Here is a 2,339-nt window from a genome sequence, read left to right as displayed (position 1 = left end):
GAGCTGACCGTGCTGGACAGCACCGATCCCGAACAGGTGGCCGCGGCACTGGCTGACCGGCTGGCCGAAACCGCGATCGTGGTGTCCTCGAAGTCCGGTTCCACCCTGGAGACCGATTCGCAGCGCCGGATCTTCGAGCACGCCTTCACCAAGGCGGGCCTCGACGCGAAGAGCCGGATCATTATCGTCACCGATCCGGGTTCCCCGCTGGACAAGGCCGCCCGCGAGGCCGGCTACCGTGCCGTCTTCAACGCCGACCCCAACGTCGGCGGACGCTACTCGGCGCTGACCGCGTTCGGGCTGGTGCCCTGCGGCCTGGCCGGTGTGGACATCCAGGCGTTCCTGGACGAGGCCGAGGAAGCCGCCGAGGTCCTGAACGAGGACGGTGAGGAGAACATCGGACTCGCCCTCGGCACGGCGCTGGGCGGCACCAACCCGCTGCGGAATAAGATCGTCATCGCCGAAGACGGCTCCGGCATCAAGGGCTTCGCCGACTGGGCCGAACAGCTCATCGCCGAATCCACCGGCAAGCTCGGAACGGGTGTGCTGCCCGTCGTTGCCGGGCCCTCCTCGCCGGAGGCCTCCCTCGGCGCCCCCGACGTCCTGGTGATCCGCCTCGTCGCGGCGGACGCCGACGTCGAACTCGGTGAGAACGAGGTGGCGATCGCCGGCGGGCTGCCGACCCAGATAATGACGTGGGAGTTCGCCACGGCCGTGGCCGGACGCCTGCTTGGGATCAACCCCTTCGACCAGCCCGACGTCGAGGCCGCCAAGGTGGCCGCCCGTGGTCTGCTCGACGCACAGCCCGAACCGGCACCGGCCCGCTTCAGCGACGGATCCATCGAGGTCCGCGGCGGGGACTGGCTCGGCGGCGCAAGCACGGCGGCAGGCGCCGTCAGCGCCCTGCTCGGCGAACTCGGACCGGACAGCTACCTGAGTGTCCAGGCCTACTTCGACCGGCTCGCCTACGCATCCCTTGAGGGTGTCCGGGACCAGTTGGCAGCCGTCAGCGGCCGTCCCGTGACCTTCGGCTGGGGCCCGCGCTTCCTGCACTCCACCGGGCAGTTCCACAAGGGCGGGCCCGCGATCGGTGTGTTCCTTCAGGTGACGGCCGCTCCCGCCACCGACCTGGCCATCCCGGACCGCCCGTTCACCTTCGGCGAACTGATCTCGGCGCAGGCCGCCGGGGACGCCCAGGTCCTGTCCGACCACGGCCGGCCGGTCCTCCGGCTGCACCTCACCGACCGTGCCGCCGGCGTCCGGCAGCTGCAGGAGCTTGTCTCGACGCTGGCCGGCCAGGCCTCCCCCTCCACGAATAGCTAAGGCACCCACGCAACCATGCCAGAAACAAACACCGGCGGCCGGAAGTCCGCGACGCGTTCGGGAAGGTCTGCCCGCAACCCGCTCCGGGACCCGCGGGACCGCCGCCTGAACCGTATTGCCGGGCCGTCGTCGCTGGTCCTGTTCGGGGTCACGGGGGACCTTGCCCGCAAGAAACTTATGCCGGCCGTGTACGACCTGGCCAACCGCGGGCTGCTCCCGCCAAGCTTTGCCCTCGTCGGCTTTGCCCGGCGGAAGTGGGAGAACGAGGACTTCGCCGCCGAGGTGAAGTCAGCGGTCCAGGCCTATGCCCGCACCCCGTTCGACGAAACGGTGTGGAAGCAGCTTTCCGAGGGCATCCGCTTCGTGCAGGGGGAATTCGACGACGACGACGCCTTCCAGCGGCTCAGCGCCACCATCGATGAACTCGACGAGCAGCGCGGGACGCGGGGCAACCACGCGTTCTACCTTTCCATCCCGCCGAACGCCTTCGAACAAGTCTGCCGGCAGCTCTCAAAGCACGGGCTGGCGCAGGCCGAGGGCGACAAATGGCGGCGGGTGGTCATCGAGAAGCCGTTCGGCCACGATCTCGCGTCGGCCCGGCAGCTGAACGACATTGTCGAGTCGGTCTTCCCGCAGGACGCGGTCTTCCGGATTGACCACTACCTGGGCAAGGAGACGGTCCAGAACATCCTGGCGCTGCGCTTCGCCAACCAGCTGTTCGAACCGCTGTGGAACGCCAACTACGTGGACCACGTCCAGATCACCATGGCCGAGGACATCGGCACCGGTGGCCGGGCAGGCTACTACGACGGCGTCGGCGCTGCCCGCGATGTCATCCAGAACCACCTGCTTCAGCTCCTGGCGCTGACCGCGATGGAGGAACCGATCTCTTTCAACGCCGATGACCTGCGCGCCGAGAAGGAAAAGGTCCTCGCCGCCGTCCGGCTCCCCGCGGACCTTTCCACCCACTCCGCCCGGGGGCAGTTCACCGGCGGCTGGCAGGGCGGCGAAAAAGT

2 protein-coding genes are annotated in these 2,339 nt (G+C 68.8%); both read left to right on the top strand.

Annotated elements, in window-relative coordinates; all coding sequences use genetic code 11:
* Positions 1-1,323 (top strand): glucose-6-phosphate isomerase (locus ACZYZE_RS18890; RefSeq protein ID WP_463909554.1); only part of this gene is annotated, 1,323 nt, incomplete at its 5' end.
* A gap of 15 nt (positions 1,324-1,338) precedes the next feature.
* Positions 1,339-2,339: glucose-6-phosphate dehydrogenase (locus ACZYZE_RS18885; protein ID WP_463909552.1), on the top strand; the 1,001-nt coding region annotated here is incomplete at its 3' end.

It is taken from the genome of Pseudarthrobacter woesei (assembly GCF_055412745.1).
Note: the sequence above shows the minus strand (reverse complement) of the source record. Positions and strands in the feature narration are given on the sequence as shown.